The sequence below is a fragment of the Aromatoleum petrolei genome (assembly GCF_017894385.1).
In the GTDB taxonomy this organism is placed as follows: Bacteria; Pseudomonadota; Gammaproteobacteria; order Burkholderiales; family Rhodocyclaceae; genus Aromatoleum; species Aromatoleum petrolei.
In genome coordinates, this window is the sequence record NZ_CP059560.1 from 1959293 (window position 1) to 1980031 (window position 20739).

The 20739-nt window shown below is 67.3% G+C and carries 25 protein-coding genes; 18 read left to right on the forward strand and 7 right to left on the reverse strand.

Annotated elements, in window-relative coordinates:
- Positions 1–41: 41 nt before the first annotated feature.
- The 5 genes from ToN1_RS08950 to ToN1_RS08970 are packed head-to-tail and all read left to right on the forward strand — an operon-like array spanning position 42 to position 3327.
- Complete coding sequence (locus ToN1_RS08950; protein ID WP_210148067.1) at positions 42–485, forward strand: Fur family transcriptional regulator; 444 nt, start codon at positions 42–44, stop codon at positions 483–485.
- A 52-nt stretch (positions 486–537) separates the two neighbouring features.
- Complete coding sequence (locus ToN1_RS08955) at positions 538–732, forward strand: hypothetical protein (protein WP_169208934.1); 195 nt, start codon at positions 538–540, stop codon at positions 730–732.
- The gene (gene aztA, locus ToN1_RS08960; protein ID WP_169208933.1) at positions 729–1487 is read left to right on the forward strand and encodes a zinc ABC transporter ATP-binding protein AztA; all 759 of its coding nucleotides are present in this window, start codon (positions 729–731) and stop codon (positions 1485–1487) included. Before ToN1_RS08955 ends, aztA begins: the two co-directional genes overlap by 4 nt.
- Entirely contained in the window at positions 1484–2353 is an 870-nt protein-coding gene (locus tag ToN1_RS08965) for a metal ABC transporter permease (RefSeq protein WP_169208932.1), read from the forward strand. The genes aztA and ToN1_RS08965 overlap by 4 nt, the downstream gene beginning before the upstream one ends.
- Positions 2354–2370: 17 nt before the next feature.
- Complete coding sequence (locus ToN1_RS08970) at positions 2371–3327, forward strand: metal ABC transporter substrate-binding protein (protein ID WP_210148068.1); 957 nt, start codon at positions 2371–2373, stop codon at positions 3325–3327.
- A gap of 92 nt (positions 3328–3419) precedes the next feature.
- On the opposite strand, the gene rhtB is transcribed toward ToN1_RS08970, so the two are convergent.
- From rhtB to ilvD, 6 genes are all read right to left on the reverse strand, one after another.
- Positions 3420–4034, reverse strand: coding sequence for a homoserine/homoserine lactone efflux protein (rhtB, locus tag ToN1_RS08975; RefSeq protein ID WP_169208702.1), 615 nt, complete (start codon positions 4032–4034; stop codon positions 3420–3422).
- Between the two features lie 31 nt (positions 4035–4065).
- The gene (locus ToN1_RS08980) at positions 4066–4872 is read right to left on the reverse strand and encodes a sulfite exporter TauE/SafE family protein (RefSeq protein ID WP_169208703.1); all 807 of its coding nucleotides are present in this window, start codon (positions 4870–4872) and stop codon (positions 4066–4068) included.
- 330 nt (positions 4873–5202) lie between these two features.
- Positions 5203–5505 carry a cell division protein ZapA gene (locus ToN1_RS08985; protein ID WP_169208704.1) on the reverse strand — a complete coding sequence of 101 codons (303 nt, stop codon included), beginning with the start codon at positions 5503–5505 and terminating at the stop codon, positions 5203–5205.
- A gap of 1 nt (position 5506) precedes the next feature.
- Entirely contained in the window at positions 5507–5701 is a 195-nt protein-coding gene (locus tag ToN1_RS08990; protein ID WP_076603233.1) for a hypothetical protein, read from the reverse strand.
- A gap of 52 nt (positions 5702–5753) precedes the next feature.
- Positions 5754–7178 carry an EAL and HDOD domain-containing protein gene (locus ToN1_RS08995; protein ID WP_169208705.1) on the reverse strand — a complete coding sequence of 475 codons (1425 nt, stop codon included), beginning with the start codon at positions 7176–7178 and terminating at the stop codon, positions 5754–5756.
- A 56-nt stretch (positions 7179–7234) separates the two neighbouring features.
- Entirely contained in the window at positions 7235–9085 is a 1851-nt protein-coding gene (gene ilvD, locus ToN1_RS09000) for a dihydroxy-acid dehydratase (protein ID WP_169208706.1), read from the reverse strand.
- Positions 9086–9221: 136 nt separating this feature from the next.
- Here ilvD and ToN1_RS09005 point away from each other — a divergent pair, with 136 nt between their 5' ends.
- From ToN1_RS09005 to ToN1_RS09030, 6 genes are all read left to right on the forward strand, one after another.
- The gene (locus tag ToN1_RS09005) at positions 9222–9908 is read left to right on the forward strand and encodes a YceH family protein (RefSeq protein WP_169208707.1); all 687 of its coding nucleotides are present in this window, start codon (positions 9222–9224) and stop codon (positions 9906–9908) included.
- 21 nt (positions 9909–9929) lie between these two features.
- Positions 9930–10730 carry a prolipoprotein diacylglyceryl transferase gene (lgt, locus tag ToN1_RS09010; RefSeq protein ID WP_169208708.1) on the forward strand — a complete coding sequence of 267 codons (801 nt, stop codon included), beginning with the start codon at positions 9930–9932 and terminating at the stop codon, positions 10728–10730.
- A gap of 130 nt (positions 10731–10860) precedes the next feature.
- On the forward strand, positions 10861–12240 hold the full coding sequence (locus tag ToN1_RS09015) for a malonyl-CoA decarboxylase (RefSeq protein ID WP_169208709.1): 1380 nt from the start codon (positions 10861–10863) through the stop codon (positions 12238–12240).
- A 21-nt stretch (positions 12241–12261) separates the two neighbouring features.
- Positions 12262–14718, forward strand: a complete 2457-nt coding sequence (locus ToN1_RS09020; RefSeq protein ID WP_169208710.1) for an EAL domain-containing protein — start codon at positions 12262–12264, stop codon at positions 14716–14718.
- A complete protein-coding gene (locus ToN1_RS09025; protein ID WP_169208711.1) occupies positions 14715–15938 on the forward strand; it encodes a hypothetical protein in 1224 nt (407 codons plus the stop codon). Before ToN1_RS09020 ends, ToN1_RS09025 begins: the two co-directional genes overlap by 4 nt.
- 10 nt (positions 15939–15948) lie before the next feature.
- Positions 15949–16371 (forward strand): DUF1153 domain-containing protein, encoded by a 423-nt coding sequence (locus tag ToN1_RS09030; protein WP_244861007.1) that lies wholly within the window; start codon positions 15949–15951, stop codon positions 16369–16371.
- A gap of 40 nt (positions 16372–16411) precedes the next feature.
- Here the strand turns inward: ToN1_RS09030 and ToN1_RS09035 are convergent, their stop codons facing one another.
- Positions 16412–17119: a fumarylacetoacetate hydrolase family protein gene (locus ToN1_RS09035; RefSeq protein WP_169208712.1), complete on the reverse strand. Its 708-nt coding sequence runs from the start codon at positions 17117–17119 to the stop codon at positions 16412–16414.
- 85 nt (positions 17120–17204) lie between these two features.
- On the opposite strand from ToN1_RS09035, the gene ToN1_RS09040 reads away from it, so the two are divergent.
- From ToN1_RS09040 to ToN1_RS09065, 7 genes are all read left to right on the forward strand, one after another.
- On the forward strand, positions 17205–17501 hold the full coding sequence (locus ToN1_RS09040) for a hemin uptake protein HemP (RefSeq protein ID WP_244861008.1): 297 nt from the start codon (positions 17205–17207) through the stop codon (positions 17499–17501).
- Positions 17502–17544: 43 nt separating this feature from the next.
- Positions 17545–17781, forward strand: coding sequence for a (2Fe-2S)-binding protein (locus ToN1_RS09045; protein WP_169208713.1), 237 nt, complete (start codon positions 17545–17547; stop codon positions 17779–17781).
- Entirely contained in the window at positions 17778–18254 is a 477-nt protein-coding gene (gene bfr / locus ToN1_RS09050) for a bacterioferritin (RefSeq protein ID WP_169208714.1), read from the forward strand. Before ToN1_RS09045 ends, bfr begins: the two co-directional genes overlap by 4 nt.
- 108 nt (positions 18255–18362) lie before the next feature.
- On the forward strand, positions 18363–18488 hold the full coding sequence (locus tag ToN1_RS24895) for a hypothetical protein (protein WP_280516668.1): 126 nt from the start codon (positions 18363–18365) through the stop codon (positions 18486–18488).
- Positions 18489–18511: 23 nt separating this feature from the next.
- The gene (locus ToN1_RS09055) at positions 18512–19309 is read left to right on the forward strand and encodes an energy transducer TonB (protein ID WP_210148069.1); all 798 of its coding nucleotides are present in this window, start codon (positions 18512–18514) and stop codon (positions 19307–19309) included.
- 2 nt (positions 19310–19311) lie between these two features.
- Positions 19312–20067, forward strand: a complete 756-nt coding sequence (locus ToN1_RS09060) for a MotA/TolQ/ExbB proton channel family protein (protein ID WP_169208950.1) — start codon at positions 19312–19314, stop codon at positions 20065–20067.
- Complete coding sequence (locus tag ToN1_RS09065; protein WP_169208949.1) at positions 20067–20483, forward strand: ExbD/TolR family protein; 417 nt, start codon at positions 20067–20069, stop codon at positions 20481–20483. The genes ToN1_RS09060 and ToN1_RS09065 overlap by 1 nt, the downstream gene beginning before the upstream one ends.
- Positions 20484–20739: the final 256 nt, after the last annotated feature.

Consider the following 20739-nt stretch of genomic DNA (forward strand, 5'->3'; position numbering starts at 1 on the left):
ATGCTACAATGTTGCATTAGCCGCCCCAGTTCCTGCCCGCAATGCCCCGCCCCGACGTTCCCCCTGCCGCACTCCTGATCGCCGCCTGCGGCGGCCGCGTCACGCGCACGCGCATCGCCGTACTCGAGATCCTGCAGGACAGCCCGCGTTCCCTGAACCACGACGACATCGCCGCACAGCTCGCCGCGGACGGCATGCCGCACGACCGCGTAACGCTGTACCGCACGCTCGACTGGCTCGTCGAACAGGGGCTCGCGCATCGCGTCATCGGCCCCGACCGCGCACGCCGCTTCAAGGCGGGCGGGGAGACCCGCAGCCAGCACGCGCACTTCCACTGCGACCGCTGCGGGCACGTGTTGTGCCTCGAATCGATCCGCCCCGAAGAACAATTCGCGCTGCCGGTCGGATTCCAGCCGGAGCGCGCCGAACTGGTGTTCCACGGCACCTGTGCCGATTGCGGTCGCCAGCGCGGGGGGAAGGCCTGAGCCCCACAAGCATTCGCCCCTCAAAACAATAATGCCCCGACACGAAGAGAATATGTCCTCCCCATCGAGCAGCGCGCTGTCGCATGTGCATCACCATCATGATCACGACGGCGACCACGCGCACGGCGCCGCACCGACCACCGCATTCCCCGGCACCGCGCTGCAACTCGGCGTCGGTGCGCGCATCACCCTGGCGGCCGCTGCCGCGGCCGTGCTATGGCTCACCGTAGGCTGGGCGCTCGCATGACCACACCCAACGTCATCCTCGAACTCGACAACCTGACCCTCGGCTACGACCGCCACCCGGCAATCCACCACCTCCGCTGCCGCATCTCCCGCGGCGCGCTGGTCGCGATCGTCGGCCCCAACGGCGCCGGGAAGTCCACCCTCTTCAAGGCCTTGACCGGCGAATTGAAGCCCCTGCAGGGCCAGTTCCTCGTGCACACGAGCAAGGAAGGCATCGCCTACCTGCCGCAACAGAGCGAACTCGACCGCAGCTTTCCGGTGTCCGTGTTCGACATGGTGTCGATGGGACTGTGGCGCGAGATCGGCCCCTTCCGCGGACTTCGGCGCAGCCAGGCGGAACGCGTACGCGCGGCACTCGCCGCGGTAGGGTTGTCCGGCTTCGAGGCGCGCCAGATCGGCACGCTGTCGGGCGGCCAGCTGCAGCGCGCACGCTTCGCGCGGATGATGTTGCAGGATGCCAACCTGCTGCTGCTCGACGAGCCCTTCAACGCCATCGACGCACGCACGATCGAGGATCTCATCGCGCTGATCCTGCAGTGGCATTCCGAAGGGCGGACCATCCTCGCGGTGCTGCACGACCTCACACTGGTGCGGCAGCACTTCCCGGAAACCCTGCTGCTCGCGCGCGAATGCCTCGGTTTCGGCGCGACCGGCGAGATCCTCACCCCCGAACGCCTCGCGACCGCCCGCCGCCTCGCCGGCGAGTTCGACGCCACCGCTCCGGTGTGCCACCGCCCGGAAGCGGAGGCTGCATGATCGCGGACGCCCTGTTCAGCCCCTTCGCCGATTTCGAGTTCATGCGCCGCGCACTCGCGGGCTGCCTCGCGCTCGCGCTGGGCGCGACGCCCGTTGGCGTGTTCCTGCTGCTGCGGCGCATGAGCCTGATGGGCGACGCGATGGCGCACGCGATCCTGCCCGGCGCAGCACTCGGCTACCTCGCCTTCGGCCTGTCGCTCGGAGCAATGACCGTCGGCGGCATCATCGCCGGCATCGTCGTCGCGCTCGCGGCAGGACTGGTCGCGCGCTCGTCGATCCTGAAGGAGGACGCCAGCCTTGCTGCCTTCTACCTGCTCTCCATCGCCACCGGCGTGATGATCGTGTCGCTGCGCGGACGCAACCTCGACCTGCTGCACGTGCTGTTCGGCTCGGTGCTCGCGCTCGACGACGCCTCGCTGCTGCTCATCAGCACAATCACCACGGCAACCCTCGTCGCGCTGGCGCTGCTGTACCGCCCGCTGGTGCTCGAATGCTTCGACGCCGCCTTCCTGCGCGGCGTCAGCGCAGCCAGCCCGATCGCGCACTACGGCTTTCTCGTGCTCGTGGTGCTGAACCTCGTCGCCGGCTTCCACGCGCTGGGCACATTGATGGCGGTCGGCATCATGATCCTGCCTTCGGCCGCGGCGCGCCTGTGGGTCAAGCGCCTGCCCGCAATGCTCGGCCTCGCAGTCCTCATCGCCTTCGCCAGCGGCATCGGCGGGCTGCTTGCCTCCTTTCACGCCGACGTCCCGGCCGGCCCGGCCATCATCCTCGTGACCGGCATCGTGTACGTGATCTCGCTCATCCTCGCCCCCGGCGGCATGCTGGGTGCACGCCTCGACCGCCGCCCCCACCTCGAATCCTGACCTTCCGAACGCTTCCCATGCGCCACCTCCTCCAGCGCCTGCTTGCCCCTCTCGTTGCGTCACTCCTCGTGCTGCTCGGCATCGCCTCCCTCCCCGCCCGGGCTGCCCCCCTCGAGGTGGTCACGAGCTTCAGCATCCTCGGCGATTTCATCCGCCAGGTCGGAGGGGACCGGGTCAAGGTCACGACGCTCGTCGCCGCGGACCAGGACGCGCACAACTTCCAGCCGCGCCCCTCCGACGCCCGCCGCATCGGCGCCGCGCAACTGGTGGTCGTCGGTGGCCTGGGCTTCGACCCCTGGCTCGAACGGCTCACCCAGACCGCCGGCTACAAGGGCCCGCTCCTCGTCGCCAGCCAGGGCGTGGAGCCCATCCCCGCCGACGACGGCCACGACGACGCGCACGGTCACGGCAAGGGCTCCCATCAGGACGCCGTCGATCCCCATGCCTGGCAGGACGTCGTGCGTGCGCTGCGCTATGTCGCCAACATCGCCGACGCCCTGGCGCAGGCCGATCCGACGAACGCCAAGGTGTACCGTGACAACGCCGCCCGCTATGCGGCCGAGCTCAAGACACTGGACAGAGACATCCGCACCGCCGTTTCCGCGGTCCCCGCCGAACGGCGCAGGGTCGTCAGCGCCCACGACGCCTTCGGCTACTTCGCCCACGCCTACGGCGTGCGCTTCCTTGCCCCGGCGGGGGTCAGCAACCAGTCGGAACCCTCTGCGGCGGGCGTCGCCCAGCTCATCCGCCAGCTGCGGCGCGAGAACGTGCCCGCCGTCTTCGTCGAGAGCGTCAGCGACCCGCGTCTGATCGAGCGCATCCGCAAGGAAAGCGGCGCGCGCCTCGGCGGCACGCTGTACTCGGATGCGCTATCGGGCCCCGACGGGCCGGCCCCGACCTACGTCGCGATGATGCGCCACAACCTGCGCACCCTGCTGGACGGAATGACTCCCCGAGACGACAGGACCCGATAACCAAGCACCGTTCGGGCTGAGCGTGTCGAAGCCCTGCCACCGCCCTTCGACAGGCTCAGGGCGCACCGATGCAGCTACTGGCCCAGACAGGCTCAGCGCGACGACGCGGCGAGCAACGAGCCGGCCGCGACAAACATTCCGCCGAACACGCGGTTTTGCGCCTTCATCATGCGCGGGCTGCGCAGCCAACGCCGGCAGCGTCCGGCGAGCAGCGCATAGGAGGACATCACCACCATGTCGGTGCCGACCATCGTCGCCGCGATGATGAAGAACTGCGGCCACTGCGGCAGCTGCGGGTCGATGAACTGCGGCACCAGCGCGACCATGAAGACGATCGCCTTGGGATTCGTGAGATTCACGAGCAGCCCCTGCAGGTAGACGCCGCGGGCCTCGCGCGCCTCGGCACCCTCTTCGAGCAGCTCCACCGGCGCGCGCCATTTACGCACGCCCAGCCAGATCAGGTAGGCCGCCCCGGCGATCTTGACGGTCAGGAAGGCCGTCGCCGACGCCGCCAGCACCGCGCCGAGGCCGAGCACCACGATAGCGAGCTGGATCAGCAGCGCCGTCTGCAGCCCGAGGATCGCGCGCAGCGCCACCGCATAGCCGTGACGCAGTCCGGTCGCCATGCTCAGCACCGCGCCGGGTCCCGGCGACACGGCGATCACGACTGCCGCGGCAAGAAAGGCCAGCCACATGTTCCAGCTCATTGCATTCGCTCCATAGCTTCCACGCCGCCGCTCAGAAGAACAGCGCGTGCAACATCTTCGCCGACAGCAGCATCAGCACGCCGGCGAAAATCTTCTTCAACACCGCGACCGGCAAGCGGTGCGCGAGCCTTGCGCCCAGTGGCGCGGTCCAGGTGCTCACGACGCTGATCAGCACCAGCGCGGGCAGGTAGACGAAACCGAGGCTGTGCGCGGGCATCCCGGTGCTGCCCCAGCCGTTCACCAGATAACCGACCGTGCCAGCCAGCGCGATCGGCAGGCCGATCGCCGCGGAGGTGCCGATTGCGTGATGCACCTTCACGTTGCACCAGGTCATGAAGGGCACCGACAACGAACCGCCGCCGATCGCGACGAGCGCGGAGATCCCCCCGATGCCGGCCCCCACCGCGCTCATCCCGACCGGCCCGGGCAGCTCGCGCGAGGGCTTGGGCTTGACGTTGGCCAGCATCTGCAGCGACACGTAGGCCATGAAGCAGGCGAAGAAGATAGCCAGCGGCTTGGACTCGATCCGCGAGGCGATGAAGGTCGCCGCGAAGGTGCCGACAACAATCCCCGGCGCGATGAAGCGCACGATGTCCCAGCGTACCGCGCCATGCCTGTGATGCGCGCGCAAGCTGGCGATGGAGGTCATCACGATCGCCGCCATCGAGGTGCCGAGCGCCAGATGCACGACGTTGTCCCGCGGCATCCCCTGCGCGACGAACAGCGAAGCCAGGACCGGGACCATGATGCCCCCGCCGCCGACCCCCAACAGGCCGGCGAAGAATCCCACGAAGGCCCCCAGCGCGAGGTAGCTCAGCCACCACACATCGAAATCCATCAATTTCCTTCCAAAACCTGCGCGGAACCCGCTCCGCGGCGCTCCGGCTCCCCGGCCGGACAAGGCAAGAACGAAAGCAAAAAGAGGCGCGGACCGAAATCCGCGCCTCTCTCGTTTGGCCCCCGCAGTGTCGCCTCCGCCGGCATCCTGAACCTGGGGTTCAGGGAGGTCGCTTTCCTTCCGCATCAGGCTCACCCGGCGAGGGGCGTGCACACCTGCGGCATCCATGGTCCGCGACCAAGTCTCTCGACATTGGTCCAAGGAATCTACGACTTCGACGACACAGCGGGGATTGACTTTACATACGCGCCAACCCGCGCTAACTACCTGTTAGAAAAGCTTTTCCTGCTGCGCAAGGACTCCATCGAGTCGCGCATTCACGAGACCGATTCTACGCTTCGCGGCCTGCATGTCAAACCCACCGGAGCGCTGAAACTGCAAAAATTCGTGCGCGATATTCAGCGCGGTCATGACAGCCAGCTTCTCGCCGGACGCATTGGTGCGCGCCGCAAGGCTGTTGAGCTTCTCTTCGAGGAAGACGACGGCCGCGATCAAGCCTTCGCGGTCTTCCGGCCGGCAGGCGACGGAATAGGTCTTCCCGAGCAGGGAGATGTCGAGGGTGTCGGTGGCCATGTCAGGATTCCGGCAACTGCGCGAGCAGGGCTTCTAGTTTTTCCGTTGCGAGCCGGACCTTGTCCGCCAGCACACGGTTTTCCGCCTCCAGGCGCACGACGCGCGTGCGCAGCTCGCGCCCTTCCGCGCGGCACGATTCGAGCAGGCCGACGATCTGTTCGACCTGGTTCTCGAGCTTGTTCAGTTCTGCGTCCATCGGCGGGATGGTAGAGGCCGACCGCGGGACGGTCAAGGCAAACGGTATGCGATCAGGCTTCGGCCGAATGCACCCAGTCGAGCGCCTCGAACTGCAGCCGATTCAGCTCGCCGACATCGATGCCCAGCACATCGGCAAACGAAGTCACGCGCGGCGCATCGCCGCGCTCGAACGCGAGCACCAGTTCGAGATACGGTGCCATCGGCCCGCGCTGGTGCAACAGGGCATCCTGCATCGCGTCGGGCAGCTTGAGTGGGCGGATCGCGTCCTCGAGCGGCACCTTGAGCGCGACGTCGAGCAGCGAAAACAGCCCCAGCACGAAAAGCTGGGCGGCGGGGTCGCGTTCGCCGCGCAGCCCACCCAGGAGTTCCAGCAGGCGGCCGCGCACGAGCGCATCCTCCATCACCACCGCCGCTCCCGGCGCGCTGCGCGCACTTCCCAGCAGCATCATGGACACCCAGCGCTGCAGCGGCTGCTGCCCGAGCACGAGGATTGCCTGCTCGACCGAGCTGATGTGGTGGTTCAGGCCCCACGCGGCCGCATTTACGTAACGCAGCAGGCGATACGCCAGCGCGAGGTCGTGCTTGAGGATGACGGCAATCTCCTGCGTGTCGACGCCGCTGCGCAGGCGCTGAAGCAGCGACGCCAGACGCATGCCGTGCGGCGACAGGGAGTTTCCCTTCCAGTCCTCGCGGCGCGTCACGAATGCGCCGGAAAGCGCGGTGCAACCGAGCCTGGCGGCGAGCTCGAAGTCGTCTGGCGTGCCCACCTCCCAGGCCCACACGGGCAGATCGGCACGCTGCTGCCGCACCGCACGGATGTAAAGACCGAGGTCTTCGGGCAGACAGAATCCCATGCGGAACAGTGCCGCATCGGCCTGCGGCAGCGCGCTGTCGAGCCACGGCCCGGGCTCGCCGTGATCGAGCACGATCTGCACCCCGGCCTCGCGCAGGCGCGCCGCGCTCGCCAGCATTTCGGCGGAAGCCACGCGCGTGGGCAATTCGGGGCGCACCAGAAGGGTCGCATCAAGCCCCTGCAGCCGCGCCAGCGCGGGATGCGCAAGGAAGCCCTCCCACACCCTCAGGCACAGCCGACGGGCCTTCAGCGCCGCACCGTGCCCGTAGCGGTCGATCTGCTCGACCAGCAGGCCGTCCATGAAATCGCGCGCGCGACGCCCGGTGGCGCGGACACGCCCGGCGACGTCTTCGCGCAGTTCAAAGGCATAGCCGGTGAGGTTCTGCTCGCGGTCCAGCACCTCGCTGCGACACAACAGCGAAAGCGAGGCGTTCGCACTGCGAAGCTCCTCGTCGACGGCGGACGGCGCGCCATGCGCGGCAGCCGGGACGTCGGCGGGCGGCGGAGTCTCGGGCGCGACCACGGGCGGCGGCTGCGGCTCGCGCGGCGGAGGGGGAATGGCCGGCGAGAACGCTGCCGGCCCGGGCTCGATGCCGAAGAGACGCTTCAGCCAGCCGAGCATCTCAGAACCTGCCGCCGTCGAGGGTCGTCGCTACCGCGGTACGCCGGGTCATCGTGTCAGCGCTGCACCTGGGTGACGTCGCGCACGGCACCGGTATCGGCGCTGGTCGTGAGCGCCGCGTAAGCCTGCAGCGCCGCCGACACGACACGCTGCCGATTGGCCGGCTTCCACGCCTGGCTGCCCTTCGCCTCCATCGCGGCGCGGCGGCGCGCGAGCTCCTCGTCGCTCACCGCGAGGCGGATGCTGCGGTTGGGGATGTCGATCTCGATCGTGTCGTTCTCCTCGACCAGCGCGATGGCGCCGCCGCACGCGGCTTCGGGCGAGGCGTGGCCGATCGAGAGGCCCGAGGTGCCGCCGGAGAAGCGGCCGTCGGTGAGCAGCGCGCACTCTTTGCCCAGCCCCTTGGACTTCAGGTAGCTGGTCGGGTACAGCATCTCCTGCATACCGGGGCCGCCCTTCGGGCCTTCGTAGCGGATGATCACGACGTCGCCCGCCGCGACCTTGTCGCCGAGGATGCCTTCGACCGCATCTTCCTGGCTCTCGAACACGCGCGCCTTGCCGGTGAATTTCCAGATCGACTCGTCGACGCCGGCGGTCTTCACGATGCAGCCCTTCTCGGCGATGTTGCCGTACAGCACGGCGAGGCCGCCGTCTTGCGTGAAGGCATTGGCGCGGTCGCGGATGATGCCCTTGGAGCGATCCATGTCGAGCTCGTTCCAGCGGCGGTTCTGCGAGAAGGCGACCTGGGTCGGCACGCCGCCCGGCGCAGCCTTGTAGAACTCGAACACGGCGTTGTCGTGCGCCTGCATGATGTCCCAGCGCGCGATCGCCTCGCCCAGGGTCTTGCTATGCACGGTCGGCACTTCGGCGTGCAGCAGCCCGGCGCGGTTGAGTTCGCCGAGGATGCCCATGATGCCGCCGGCGCGATGCACGTCCTCGATATGAACGTCGGCGACCGCGGGCGCGACCTTGCACAGGCAGGGCACCTTGCGCGAGACGCGGTCAATGTCGGCCATCGTGAAATCCACCTGCGCTTCGCGGGCCGCGGCCAGCAGGTGCAGCACGGTGTTCGTCGAGCCGCCCATCGCGACGTCGAGGCTGATCGCGTTCTCGAAGGCCTTGAAGGTTGCGATCGAGCGCGGCAGGACCGAGGCGTCGTCCTTTTCGTACCAGCGGCGTGCCATGTCGACGATGGTGCGACCGGCCTTGCGGAACAGCTGCTCACGGTCGGCGTGGGTCGCGAGCACGGTGCCGTTGCCCGGCAGCGACAGGCCCAGTGCCTCGGTGAGGCAGTTCATCGAGTTGGCCGTGAACATGCCGGAGCAGGAACCGCAGGTGGGACAGGCGGAACGCTCGACGGCGTCGACTTCCTCGTCCGAGCAGTGGCTGTCGGCGGCCTTGACCATCGCGTCGACGAGATCGAGCGAGATGACCTTGGCCTCCCACTTGACCTTGCCTGCTTCCATCGGGCCGCCGGAGACGAAGATCGCGGGGATGTTGAGGCGCAGCGCAGCCATCAGCATCCCCGGGGTAATCTTGTCGCAGTTCGAGATGCACACTAGGGCGTCGGCGGTGTGCGCGTTGGCCATGTATTCGACGCTGTCGGCGATCAGCTCGCGCGAGGGCAGCGAATACAGCATCCCGCCGTGACCCATCGCGATGCCGTCATCGACGGCGATGGTGTTGAATTCCTTGGCGACGCCCCCTGCTGCTTCGATCTCGCGCGCGACGAGCTGGCCGAGATCCTTCAGGTGCACGTGCCCCGGCACGAACTGCGTAAAGCTGTTGACGACGGCGATGATCGGCTTTTCGAAGTCGCCGTCCTTCATGCCGGTGGCGCGCCACAAAGCGCGGGCGCCCGCCATATTGCGGCCGGCGGTGGAGGTACGGGAACGGTATTGGGGCATGGTGTCCTCGGCTCAGGGTTCGGGCGCACGCTGCTTCGGCGGTGCGTCACGCGGAATCAAGTCTTGGAATTCTAACCGAAGGGAAACGACGCTCGGCTATCATTGCCCACCCGAGCTCCCGACACCAACGATAACCATGACCGAGCAAAGCGCCCCCGACTCCGCCACTGACGGCTTCGACTTCGATCCGATAGAAATCCGCGTACTGGGCGTGTTGATCGAAAAGGCCTTCGTTACGCCCGACGCCTACCCCCTGTCGCTGAACGGCATCGTCACCGGCTGCAACCAGCTGACCGGGCGGGACCCGGTGATGAGCCTGTCGGACGGAGAAGTCCAGGCCGCGGTCGACAGCCTGATGACGCGCAAGCTGGTATCGCGACGCGACCAGGCGAGCGGACGCGTGGCGAAATACGAGCATCTCGTGCGCCTGCGCCATTCGCTCCCACCGGCCGAGCAGGCGGTCCTCGCGGTGTTGCTGCTGCGCGGCGCGCAGACGGCGGGAGAAATCCGCCAGCGTGCCGAACGCATGCACCGCTTCGACGACATCGCCGCGGTCGAGTCGGTCCTGGAGCATCTCGCGGAGAAATACCCGCCCATGGCCGACGCCCTGCCGCGCGCACCGGGCACCAAGGAGACGCGCTACGCGCACCTGCTCGGCGGCACCGCGGCGTTCGAGGCGATGGGCGAGTCACTGGCCGGGGCACCATCCGGGGGTGCGGCACGCGGACGCACAAGCGAGCTGGAAGAAGAAGTGCGCCGGCTGCGCGAGGAACTCGATCGATTGCGCAGCGAGTTCGACACGTTCCGCGCCCAGTTCGATTGACCCGGAGCGGCTGGCAATAAGATGCTGATCCATCCGCAGTTCGACCCCGTCGCACTCTCGCTCGGCCCGCTATCCGTGCGCTGGTACGGGCTGATGTATCTCGCCGCATTCGTGCTGTTCATGCTGCTCGGGCGCATCCACGCGCGCCGCCGCCCGGAGATGGGCTGGATGCCGCAGCAGATCGACGACCTGCTGATGTACGGCATGCTGGGGGTCGTGATCGGCGGGCGGCTGGGCGAGGTGCTGTTCTTCCAGCCCGCTTACTATCTCGCGCATCCGGCCGAGATCCTCGCCGTGTGGAAGGGCGGGATGAGCTTTCACGGCGGCTTCCTCGGCGTGCTGGTGGCGATGTGGCTGTATGGCAGGCGCACCGGCAAGGGATTCTGGAACGTCACGGATTTCATCGCGCCGCTGGTGCCGACCGGCCTCGCCGCGGGGCGCATCGGCAACTTCATCAATGGCGAGCTGTGGGGCCGACCGGTGGACGGCGACCTGCCCTGGGCGATGATCTACCCGTGGGTCGACAACCTGCCGCGCCATCCGTCCCAGCTGTATCAGGCGGCCGGCGAGGGCCTCCTGCTGTTCGTGCTGCTGTGGCTGTATGCGGCCAAGCCACGCCCCGCGCGGGCGGTATCGGCGATGTTCCTGCTCGGATACGCGGTATTGCGCTTCACGGCGGAATTCTTCCGTACCCCGGATCCGGGGATTTTCGGCATTCTCTCCATGGGATTGTCGACGGCGCAATGGCTATGTGTGCCGATGTTCGCGATCGGAGCGTGGCTGCTCGCGGCAAGTCGCGACAAAGGGCCCGGCGCCCACTGAGAAGTGCTCGACGCCCGCGCAGACGGGCGCGACAAGTTAACCGGATGACATGGTCTGTGAACGCACTGCGTGCGAAAGTTCGCATGATGACATGCTCATTTCTGGCACGATGACGCAAAGGAGAGTGCAGATGGCACCCGGATTGGTATCGCGCAGTCTTTCGAAAGTCCGCGAAATCGTCGCCGGCGCAACCGGCCGCAACGGCGAACCGACCGAGAAGCAGCTGGACCGGATCCGTCGCCAGCTGCGCGAGTGTGCGGAGAGCCGGGGCGGCGAGGTGTCGACGCGCGTCCGCGCGGCACGCCTGGCCGACACCTACCTGAAGCTCGATGACGCCGGACGGCACGCCTTCCTGCGCATCATCGCGCTCGAGTTCGGCCCGGAACCTGCGCGCATCGCCAAGGCGCACGAGGCCTATCAAGCCGCCGTCGGCACGCCGAAGCAGTGGGATGCCGAGGCCCAACTGCGCGCGGCGATGCGCTCGTCGCGCATCCGCATCCTGACCCAGTTCAACGCCATCCCACAAGGCGTGAAGTTTCTTGTGGACCTGCGCGCCGATTTGCTGCGCTTCCTCGATAACGACAAGGAACTGAAGTCGCTCGACCGCGAGCTCGAGGCGCGTCTCACGGCGTGGTTCGACGTCGGCTTCCTCGAACTCACCCAAGTCACGTGGAACTCGCCCGCGGCATTGCTGGAGAAGATTGTCCAGTACGAGGCGGTGCACGAGATCCGCTCGTGGAAGGATCTGAAGAACCGTCTCGGCTCGGATCGCCGCTGCTACGCCTTCTTCCATCCGCGCATGCCGCAGGAGCCGCTGATCTTCGTCGAGGTCGCGCTGCTCGACACCCTCGCCGACAACGTCCAGAAGCTGCTCGACGAGAACGCACCGGCGGCGGACACCGAACGGGCGGACACCGCGATCTTCTATTCGATCAGCGCCACCCAGGACGGGCTGCGCGGCGTGTCCTTCGGCAATTTCCTGCTCAAGCGCGTGGTCGACGACCTGCAGCGCGATTTCCCGCGCCTGAAAACCTTTGCAACGCTGTCGCCGATTCCGGGCCTGGTCAAATGGGCACACAAGCATCCCGGAGAAGTGAGCGCCGCCTTCGGCGAGGAGGACTGGAAGCGCCTCGCCGTCGCCGGCATCGAGGGACCCGAATCGCCGCGCCTCGCAGACATTCTGGCGGGCAAGGCCGATTGGTCGGGCGACCCGGTGCTTGCACGCGCACTGCGCGATCCACTGCTCAAGGCGACCGCCGCCTACCTGCTCGAAGCCAAGCGCGACAAGCTGCCGCTCGACCCCGTCGCCCGCTTCCACCTCGGCAACGGCGCCCGCGTCGAGCGGCTCAACTGGCTCGCCGACACTTCGGAGAAGGGACTGGTCCAGTCCTGGGGCATGATGGTCAACTATCTGTACGACCCGGACCGCATCGTCGATAATGTCGAGTCCTTCGTCGACACCGGGCGCATCGACGCCGCCGCGGGCGTCCGACGCCTCGCTCGACGATAGGCAACGGAACCGGCCGCGATCGTGAAATTCTCGCTTCGCTTCAGCTCGATCCGCATGCGGCTGTTGCTCGCCAGCACCGTCGTGCAGGTCGTGCTGTTGACCCTGTTGCTCGCGAACAGCGTCCGCCTGATGAACCAGGCGACGAATGCGAGCCTCAACACGCTCGTCAACCAGAACGCCACGATGCTGCATGCGATGGCGGTGGCGTATGGCGACATGGGCGAATTCGACGCTCTTCAGGACGTGCTCGGGGAATTGCTGAGTGAAGCCGACGAAGGCCTGATCTACGTGCGCATCGTCGCGCCCGACGGGCGCGTGCTCGTCAATGCCGGTCTGCCCGAGGCGCAGCCATTGCCGGAGGTCGACCACGTCAACTCCCGCGGCGTCGCCGGCGGCGGCGGGGTGATGCACGTGCGTCGACCGCTGCTGCTGGAGCGCAACCAGGTCGGGGCCCTGCAATTCGGCGTGTCCGTGTCGGTGCTGGCAGCGGCACGAAAGGCGATCACCGAGCAGGGCGCGGCAATCGCGCTGGCTGAGATCCTGATGACTTTCGGTCTACTGTCGGGCATCGGCTACCTGCTGACACGCAACCTGAGCCGTCTGCTCGCTGGCAGCGAGGCAATCGCCGCAGGCAAGCTGGACCACCGCCTGCCCGAGAACGGCCATGACGAACTGGCCCGCCTGGCGCGGCGTTTCAACGTGATGGCGGCGAATCTGCAGGACCGCATCGGCGACCTGCAGGACTCGACCGAGCGCCTGAAGATCAGCGAGCAGCGCTACGAACTGGCGATCCAGGGCGCACACGACGGCCTGTGGGACTGGAACGTCGCGGAGGGGCAGGTCTACTGTTCGCCGCGCTACTGCGAGATAGCGGGACTGACGGCCGGACGCCTCTACTACAGCCCGGAAGAGGTCCTAACCGGCATCCACCCCGACGATGCTCCAGGCTACCGGGCGAAGATGATCGAGCATCTGAAGGGTTTTAGCACCCAGTTCAAGTGCGAATACCGCGCACGCCAGCAGGACGGCAGCTACCGCTGGGTCATGACGCGCGGGGTTGCGGTCCGCGGCGTCGACGATCGCGCCGTGCGCATGGCCGGATCGATCAGCGACGTACACGACCACAAGCTCGCGCAGGTGCGCCTGCAGTATGACGCGCTCCATGACGGACTTACCGGGCTGCCGAACCGCGCGCTGTTCCTGGAGCATGTGAGAAGCGCCTTCGGGCAGCAGCGCCGCGTCGGCCGGCAGGGTTTCGCGGTGCTGGCAATCAACCTGCAGCGCTTCCGGCTGGTGAATGACAGCTTCGGCCACGAAGCCGGCGACGCGCTGCTGCGCGACGTCGCGAACACGCTCCAGGAAACGCTGCGCTACGGCGACATCGCCGCACGGGTGGGCGGCGACCAGTTCGCGCTGCTGCTCAACAGCATCGAGAGCCCCGCCGAGGCATTGCGCCTTGCCGAGGGGCTGCGCGAGCGCCTTTCCAAGCCGACCAGCGTCGCCGGCCAGATCCTGTACCCGAAATTCCGCATCGGCATGGCCCTCAGCAGCGACTACCAGGACAGCGAGAACGGCGACACGATGCTGCGCGATGCGGACAACGCCCTGCAGCGCACGCGCCAGCGCGGCGGGGACTCGGTGGCGATCTTTCATGCCTCGATGCACGCGCAGGCACTGGAAAGCCTGCAACTGGAGGGCGACCTGCGCGACGCGCTGGCGCGCAACGAACTGAGCGTGCATTTCCAACCCATCGTCGCCTTGGACAGCGGATCGATAAAGAGCTTCGAGGCGCTGGTGCGCTGGCGCCACCCAACCCGCGGCATGCTGCCGCCCAACCTCTTCGTGCCGCTGGCCGAGACGCTGGGGCTCATCCATGAACTCGACATGCTGGTGCTGACGCGAGCCTGCGAGCGCATCGCGCAGTGGCGGGAACGTGCCGGCAGCGGCGCCACCGTGCCCATGGTCAGCGTCAATCTATCGGCGACGCAGTTCGCGCGCCCGGACCTCGCCGGCGAGATCATCGCCGAGATCGACCGTCACGGCCTGCCGCGCGACATGCTGCGCTTCGAGGTCACCGAGAGCGTGCTCGCCCAGCCGGAAGGCCCCGCAGCCGAGATCCTGCAAAAGTTGCGCACGGCGGGGATGTCCGTACTGATCGACGATTTCGGCACGGGCTACTCGGCGCTGAGTTACCTGCACACGATCCCCTGCGACCTCGTGAAACTAGACGGCTCCTTCGTGCGCTCGCTAGAAAATGACGTGCGCCTGCGCACGATCGTCGCACGCAGCATCGAACTCGCCCACGACCTCGGGATGCGCGTGGTCGCGGAGTGCATCGAGACGACACGTCAGGCCGAGCTGCTGCTCGGGATGGGTTGCGATTACGGCCAGGGTTACCTGTTCGCACGCCCCCTCGATGATGACGCCGTCGAACAACTGCTGTTCGGCCACCAGTTGGCCCAGGAGGCCCGTGCATGAACTTGACGAACGTGCTGCGCGGCAGCGCCGCGATGTTGTCATTGGCGTTTGTCGCCAGCGTGCATGCGGGTTCGGACGAACCGGCATACCCACCGCGTTTCGAGCTCTCGGGGTTCGGCACGCTCGGCGCCGTGACCACGGACGACAAGGACGTCTGGTTCACACGCTACGGCGTGAATTTCCCGGGGGAGAAGGATCCGGATTTCAGTCCGGACAGTCTGGTCGGCATCCAGGGCAGCCTCCGCCTGACGCCCTACAACGACATCACGCTACAGGGCCTGGTGCGCGAGGACGGCGACGCGAGCCAGGATCCGCAGCTCACGCTAGCCTTCTTCCGCCAGACGCTCGCCCCGGGCCTCTCGATGCGCATCGGCCGGGTTCGCGTGCCCTTCTTCATGCTGTCGGACTCGCTCTACGTCAATTACGCGAACCTCTGGGTGCGGCCTCCTGTGGAAGTGTATGGGCTCAATCCGTTCAACGATCTCGACGGCATCGACTTCATCTACCACGCGCGGCTCGGCAGCTACGACATCGAGGTCCATCCCTACTACGGCGGCGGCCGCATTCCGTTTCCCTTGGGCAAGGCGCGGCTGAAGGAAGTCCTTGGCGTTAATCTCGGGTTGAGCCGGGGCGATTTCTCGCTGCACTTGGGCCACGGTGAAGGCAGTTTCACGCTCGAGCGCGGCGACACCCTGTTCCTCGCGGTTGCGGACATCCTGCAGCGGACCGGCCAGGGGGGGGTGATCGCCGACCTGTCGGGCACGCACGGCCGGACGAGCTTCGACTCGGTTGGCGTGCAATGGGAGGACGGCAGCTGGCAGTTCATCGGCGAGTATGCGCGGCGCAAGACCAACCGCTATGCCGCGAGCGCGCACGGCTGGTACCTCAGTCTGGGCCGCCGCTTCGGCCCGGTGATGCCCTACGTGGTGGTCGCGCGCCAGACGCTGGACGAGCAGTTTGCAGAAGCCCGCATGCCTCCAGGGCGGCTCGCAGCCGCTTGGGATCTGTTCCTGGGGTCGCGCAACAACGCGCAGCGCAGCCTTACCTTGGGCGCACGCTGGGAACTCGCCGCTTACGCCGCGGTGAAGGCCGAGGTCACGCGGGCAACGCCCGACGATGACGCCTGGGGCTCGTATGCGCCATCGGGCGATGCGCAGACGACGCGCATCGGCGGCCGCACGCTGAACACCTTCAGCCTTTCGCTGGACCTGAGTTTCTGAGGGGGAGCCGGTGACTCGCTTGTTTCGCGCCTTCCTCCTCGCCCTCCCGCTGCTCACCGCACCTTGTGTGCTCGCCCAGACTGTCATCGTCGCGGATGCCCACAGCCCGCTGCCGGCGCTCACGCGCGAGCAGGCGGAGCAGTTCTACCTCGGCCACGGGCACACGCTGCCCGACGGCAGCGTCGTGACGCTGGCGGACTTGCCCCCGGGATCGATCCGCGATCAGTTCTACCAGCAGCTCACCCGCAAGAACCCGAGCCAGATTCGCGCCCACTGGTCGCGCATGGTGTTCACCGGGCGTGCGCTGCCCCCCCAGCAGGCGGAGAGCATGGCGCAATTGCGGCAGTGGCTGGCGTCGCAGCCCAATCTCATCGGCTACATGCCCGCCGCCGACGCGGACGGGCGCGTGAAGGTGCTGTTGCGCCTGCCCTGACCTTCCCGCAGGGACGCCCCGACGCCGGGGCTCGTGCGGATCAGCGCGGCGCGATGACCTCGAGCGTCAACTCACCGACGCCGGCGACGACGCCATGCAGGCGGTCGCCGACAACGACCGGCCCGACGCCTTCCGGCGTTCCCGTGAAGATCAGGTCGCCCGCCTCCAGCCGATAATAGCGCGAGAAGAAGGCGATGATCTCGGGGATCGTCCAGATCATGTCGGACAGGTCGCCGCGCTGCCGCGTCTCGCCGTTGATGTCGAGACGGATCTCGCCGTCCTCGAGGATCCGCCCCGCGGCCGGGACGATTTGCGAGATCGGCGCCGCACAGTCGAAGGCTTTGCCGCTGTCCCACGGCCGACCGAGCACCTTCGCTTCGGCCTGCAGGTCACGACGCGTCATGTCCAGCCCCACGGCGTAACCCCAGATGCAGGCGCGCGCCGCTTCTGACGTCAGGTTGCTGCCTCCCGCCCCCAGGGCGACGACCAGTTCGATTTCGTGGTGCACGTCGCTGCTGGCCGGCGGATAGGGAAATTTTCCACAGCTGCCTGCGGCCACGGGCAACACGGCATCGGCCGGCTTGGTGAAGAAGAACGGCGCCTCACGGGTCGGATCCCCGCCCATTTCGCGCGCATGCGCCGCGTAGTTGCGAGCGATGCAGTAGATGCGCCGCACCGGGAACAGTCCGCCCCCCGCGACGGGTATGGCGGGACGCGGGGCGGGCTCGATCACATAGGTTTCGGACATCTCTCGTTTCTCCATAATCTGCCGCGGACTTCCGCCCCCCTCCCCCGACCGGGGAACGGAGAATGGAAGGCCCCGGGGTCGACACATGACGGGTGGCGATCAGAACACAGGGGAGTTGACCGGGCAAGCGTCCGATGTTGTAATGCGAATCGTTCCTATTTGCTTTATCGCTCACACCATGCAGGCACAGGACGATCCGCATTGCCCCGCTTCACTTTCCGCCGACGCCGCGCCGCACATCCGCGACGTACGTCAATCTGGCGGCGAGGTGATCCCCAGCGAACGGCTGCTCCTCGGTCAGTCCTGCGTGACGATCGACCATGACGGCACCCATTACGTGCTGCGCGCGACGCGTGCCGGCAAATTGATCCTGACGAAGTAATCGGCATCCAACACCACGACAAACGGAACAACGAGGCTAGACTATGTATGTCTGCATCTGCAACGCAGTGACCGAGCGCCACATCGGCGAGGCCGTCAGCGAAGGCGTCTCGACCTTGCGCGAACTGCGGACCCGGCTGGGCGTCGCAGGCGAATGCGGGCGTTGTGCAACCTGCGCGCGCGACTGCCTGCGTACTGCGATGGCGGAACAGACGACGACCGCGAAACCGGCCATCGCCGCGTTCGTGCCCTCGTATTCCCTGGCAGTGGAGGCCGTATGAAAGGCGACAAGAAAGTCATTCAATACCTCAACAAGCAGCTGACCATCGAACTCACGGCGATCAACCAGTACTTCCTGCATGCACGCATGTACAAGAACTGGGGCCTGGGAAAACTCGGCCATCACGAGTACGAAGAGTCGATCGAGGAGATGAAACACGCCGACAAGCTGATCGAGCGCGTGCTGTTCCTCGAGGGACTGCCCAACCTGCAGAACCTCAACAAGCTGCTGATCGGCGAGAACGTTCCCGAATGCCTGCAGGGAGACCTCAAGCTCGAACAGGGCGGACGCACGGAGCTGATCGAGGCGATCGCGTACTGCGAGTCCTGTAAGGACTACGTGTCGCGGGAGGTCTTCGAGGAGATCCTCGAGGACACCGAGGAGCACATCGACTACCTGGAAACGCAACTCGAGCTGATCGACAAGGTCGGATTGCAGAATTACCTGCAGTCGCAGATGGGCGACGCGAGCTGACGCACCGCCATGCGCGCCGGCACCGCCGTGTCGGCGCGCACCAACACCGCAAGCCAGTTCTCCCGCAGAACGAGCCAGCGTCAATGATCGAACGGAGAACTGGCAAGCATGCATACCCGAACCGGGGGTGAATTCACCGATCCGTCGCAGCGGCACGGCCCCGCCTTTGCCGCGCACCGCCTGGCCTTGTACGTGGCGTTCGCAGCGCTGCTCATCGATCAGCTGATCCGCTGACCGCTGGACCAGTCCAGCACCACATGGCCCATTCCCACGCCCTGCCTTCGGCGCCCTTCACGCCGCCAGCGTCCCCCTCTGGGCGTCGGCCGCTCAGCTTCGCGCCGCCGCGCGAAACGCCGCCCCTTGCACCCGCCACCGCGCGCGTAGCACGCGGAGGCCGCCGCGAGCGGACGCTGCTCCTGGTGCTGGTCGTGCTTGCCCACGTCGCAGGCCTCGCCACCGTGGCGCAGCTTGTCCGCCAACCCGACACCGTGAAGGAAACTCCGATCTCGGTGGCATTGATCGAACTGCCCGTGCCCTTGCCGACCGTGGCGCCGCCTCCGCCCCGGCCGGTCGTCGAACCGCCGCCGAAGCCGACCCCGCGCCCGCAGCCGCGCGCACCCAAGCCCGCGCCCAAGGTGGTGACGGAGGCGCCGACTGCGATTCGTGCCGAAACGCCCCCACTGGCACCCCCGGAACCGGTTCGCGAGGCTGCCGCGCCGACGCCGCCCGCGCCACCGGCGCGTCCCGCCCCCGAGGCGCCGCCGGCGGTCATCGCCGCGCGCTTCGACGCCGCCTACCTGAACAACCCCGCCCCCGCCTACCCGCCCCTGTCGCGCCGCATGCGCGAGGAGGGCAAGGTGATGCTGCGCGTGCAGGTCACGGCGGAGGGCTTGCCCGCACAGGTCGATCTGGCGGAAAGTTCCGGCTTCGCACGCCTCGATGCCGCTGCCCGCGAAGCGGTGCAGCGTTGGCGCTTCGTGCCGGCGAAACAGGGCGCGCAGCCCGTCGCCGCCGCGGTCATCGTCCCCATCGTCTTCAAACTCGAAGGAAACTGAACATGCTCACCGACACTTTCGGGCTGTCCCACCTTTGGGCCCAGTCGGATATCGTCATCAAACTCGTTGCCTTCACCCTCGTGGTGATGTCGGTGGCGAGCTGGTATCTGATCGCCGTGCGCACCACGCGCCAGTTGCGCGCCCGCCGCTTCGACAGCGCGGTCGAGGGCTTCTGGAGCGCGGCCAATCTCGACGACGGCCTGCGCCGCGTGTCGCAGATCGCGCCGGACTCGCCCTTCGAGGCGCTTGCGCGCCAGGGGGCGGCGGCCGCCGAGCACCTGCGTCGCCACACGGCCGCGGACACGCTGGGCGGCAAGCTCGACGCCGACGAATTCGTCACGCGCGCGCTGCGCAAGTCGATCGCCCTGTCGACCGCCCAGCTCGAATCGGGACTCACGGTGCTCGCCTCCATCGGCTCGACCGCGCCCTTCATCGGCCTGTTCGGCACGGTGTGGGGCATCTACCACGCCCTGATCGGCATCAGCACCTCGGGCGCGGCGACGATCGACAAGGTTGCCGGCCCCGTGGGCGAGGCGCTGATCATGACGGCCTTCGGCCTGTTCGTCGCGATCCCGGCCGTGCTCGCATATAACGCTTTCACGCGAGCGAACCGGCTCGAACTCTCAGAACTCGACGCCTTTGCGCACGACCTGCTGGCGTGGTTCACGACCGGGACGCGCCTTGCGAGCGCGCCGGCCGAACAGACTCCGCGCGCCGCGGCGCCCGCCGCCGCGGCCAAGCTCGCGGGAGCGGCGTGATGGCTTTCGGCAGCTTCAACGAGCAGGGCGGCTCAGCCCCGATGAGCGAGATCAACATGGTCCCCCTCATCGACGTGATGCTGGTGCTGCTGATCGTGTTCATGATCACCGCGCCACTGCTCACGCATTCGGTCAAGATCGACCTGCCGACGGCGGCGAGCCAGGCCAGCAACGAGAAGCCAGACACGGTGACGCTGGCGCTCGACGCAGCCGGCGCGCTGTACTGGAACGACCAGAAGATCGGCGACGACGAACTCGCCGCGCGACTCGCAGCGGCTGCAGCGCAGCCGGTGCAGCCCGAGCTGCATCTGCGCGCCGACCGCGAGACGCGCTACCAGAAACTGGCCGAGATCATGTCGGCGGCACGCACCGCAGGCATCCAGAAGATGGGTTTCATCACCGTTCCCGAGCACTAACCGACGGGGGCCGCCAGGCCCCCGTCGCGCGTTTCACCCCCGCCCCCTCTCCCGCAAGCCCCCGTCTCGCAGCAGAAGCTGCTGCCGGGAACCCTGCGCTGCAATACGATACAAAGCAGCAGCGCACATTCGCTATGCTTGCGCCGAGCTGCATGCCGGATCCCCGCGACTCCAGCGCAGCGGAATATCCGGATATCCATTTGCCAACCCGTGGCGCAGCGGGGGAAGATTCGCCGCGATGCGCCACAATCCGCCA

What these genes read in the sequence shown, in the direction of transcription:
- ToN1_RS08950 (WP_210148067.1), top strand. Translation starts at nt 42, where the DNA reads ATGCCCCGCCCCGACGTTCCCCCTGCCGCACTCCTGATCGCCGCCTGC.
- ToN1_RS08955 (WP_169208934.1), top strand. Translation starts at nt 538, where the DNA reads ATGTCCTCCCCATCGAGCAGCGCGCTGTCGCATGTGCATCACCATCAT.
- aztA (WP_169208933.1), top strand. Translation starts at nt 729, where the DNA reads ATGACCACACCCAACGTCATCCTCGAACTCGACAACCTGACCCTCGGC.
- ToN1_RS08965 (WP_169208932.1), top strand. Translation starts at nt 1,484, where the DNA reads ATGATCGCGGACGCCCTGTTCAGCCCCTTCGCCGATTTCGAGTTCATG.
- ToN1_RS08970 (WP_210148068.1), top strand. Translation starts at nt 2,371, where the DNA reads ATGCGCCACCTCCTCCAGCGCCTGCTTGCCCCTCTCGTTGCGTCACTC.
- rhtB (WP_169208702.1), bottom strand. Translation starts at nt 4,034, where the DNA reads ATGAGCTGGAACATGTGGCTGGCCTTTCTTGCCGCGGCAGTCGTGATC.
- ToN1_RS08980 (WP_169208703.1), bottom strand. Translation starts at nt 4,872, where the DNA reads ATGGATTTCGATGTGTGGTGGCTGAGCTACCTCGCGCTGGGGGCCTTC.
- ToN1_RS08985 (WP_169208704.1), bottom strand. Translation starts at nt 5,505, where the DNA reads ATGGCCACCGACACCCTCGACATCTCCCTGCTCGGGAAGACCTATTCC.
- ToN1_RS08990 (WP_076603233.1), bottom strand. Translation starts at nt 5,701, where the DNA reads ATGGACGCAGAACTGAACAAGCTCGAGAACCAGGTCGAACAGATCGTC.
- ToN1_RS08995 (WP_169208705.1), bottom strand. Translation starts at nt 7,178, where the DNA reads ATGCTCGGCTGGCTGAAGCGTCTCTTCGGCATCGAGCCCGGGCCGGCA.
- ilvD (WP_169208706.1), bottom strand. Translation starts at nt 9,085, where the DNA reads ATGCCCCAATACCGTTCCCGTACCTCCACCGCCGGCCGCAATATGGCG.
- ToN1_RS09005 (WP_169208707.1), top strand. Translation starts at nt 9,222, where the DNA reads ATGACCGAGCAAAGCGCCCCCGACTCCGCCACTGACGGCTTCGACTTC.
- lgt (WP_169208708.1), top strand. Translation starts at nt 9,930, where the DNA reads ATGCTGATCCATCCGCAGTTCGACCCCGTCGCACTCTCGCTCGGCCCG.
- ToN1_RS09015 (WP_169208709.1), top strand. Translation starts at nt 10,861, where the DNA reads ATGGCACCCGGATTGGTATCGCGCAGTCTTTCGAAAGTCCGCGAAATC.
- ToN1_RS09025 (WP_169208711.1), top strand. Translation starts at nt 14,715, where the DNA reads ATGAACTTGACGAACGTGCTGCGCGGCAGCGCCGCGATGTTGTCATTG.
- ToN1_RS09035 (WP_169208712.1), bottom strand. Translation starts at nt 17,119, where the DNA reads ATGTCCGAAACCTATGTGATCGAGCCCGCCCCGCGTCCCGCCATACCC.
- ToN1_RS09040 (WP_244861008.1), top strand. Translation starts at nt 17,205, where the DNA reads ATGACGGGTGGCGATCAGAACACAGGGGAGTTGACCGGGCAAGCGTCC.
- ToN1_RS09045 (WP_169208713.1), top strand. Translation starts at nt 17,545, where the DNA reads ATGTATGTCTGCATCTGCAACGCAGTGACCGAGCGCCACATCGGCGAG.
- bfr (WP_169208714.1), top strand. Translation starts at nt 17,778, where the DNA reads ATGAAAGGCGACAAGAAAGTCATTCAATACCTCAACAAGCAGCTGACC.
- ToN1_RS24895 (WP_280516668.1), top strand. Translation starts at nt 18,363, where the DNA reads ATGCATACCCGAACCGGGGGTGAATTCACCGATCCGTCGCAGCGGCAC.
- ToN1_RS09055 (WP_210148069.1), top strand. Translation starts at nt 18,512, where the DNA reads ATGGCCCATTCCCACGCCCTGCCTTCGGCGCCCTTCACGCCGCCAGCG.
- ToN1_RS09060 (WP_169208950.1), top strand. Translation starts at nt 19,312, where the DNA reads ATGCTCACCGACACTTTCGGGCTGTCCCACCTTTGGGCCCAGTCGGAT.
- ToN1_RS09065 (WP_169208949.1), top strand. Translation starts at nt 20,067, where the DNA reads ATGGCTTTCGGCAGCTTCAACGAGCAGGGCGGCTCAGCCCCGATGAGC.